The organism is Frankia sp. CcWB2, assembly GCF_977927585.1.
In genome coordinates, this window is the sequence record NZ_CDWRCM010000288.1 from 4684 (window position 1) to 5124 (window position 441).

The following is a 441-nucleotide window of genomic DNA, read 5'->3' on the forward strand; positions in this document are numbered from 1 at the left end:
CACACCACGGGGGCGCCGCACTCGTCGACGGCGGCGAGCGCCTGCTCGACGGGCATGCGCTGTTTCAGCACGTCCGCGGGATGTTGGATCTTGCCGCAGCCCTCGCAGGCGAGGTTACATGCGAACGGGGGTTCGAGTTCGAGGGTGATCGGGAACTTGTCCCGCCTGGCGAGTTTCTGCTTGAGGAGATAAGCGCCGATCCTGATTGCCTGGCGCCGCGGAATGGCCATTTTCACCCTCCTGCTGTTGGTCTTCGGTCGCCTGGTGGGTGGAGTCGCGATGCCGCGCTGTTCCGGTCAGTGACTGTTCCGGTCAGTGTAGGCGTGTGGTGCGGAGCTGGTGGATTCGGCGTGGGTCGGAGTGGGCGTGGGGTGGAACTGAGGTGGGTGTCCGGTTTGGGGGGCGGGGTGCGCTGGCGGGTTGGGGGTGATGGGGAGGGGC

General features: G+C 66.7%; 1 pseudogene. It reads right to left on the reverse strand.

Annotated elements, in window-relative coordinates:
- Window positions 1-230, reverse strand: a pseudogene (locus ACY45C_RS20565) (adenosyl-hopene transferase HpnH); the annotation flags it as partial.
- Window positions 231-441 lie beyond the last annotated feature (211 nt).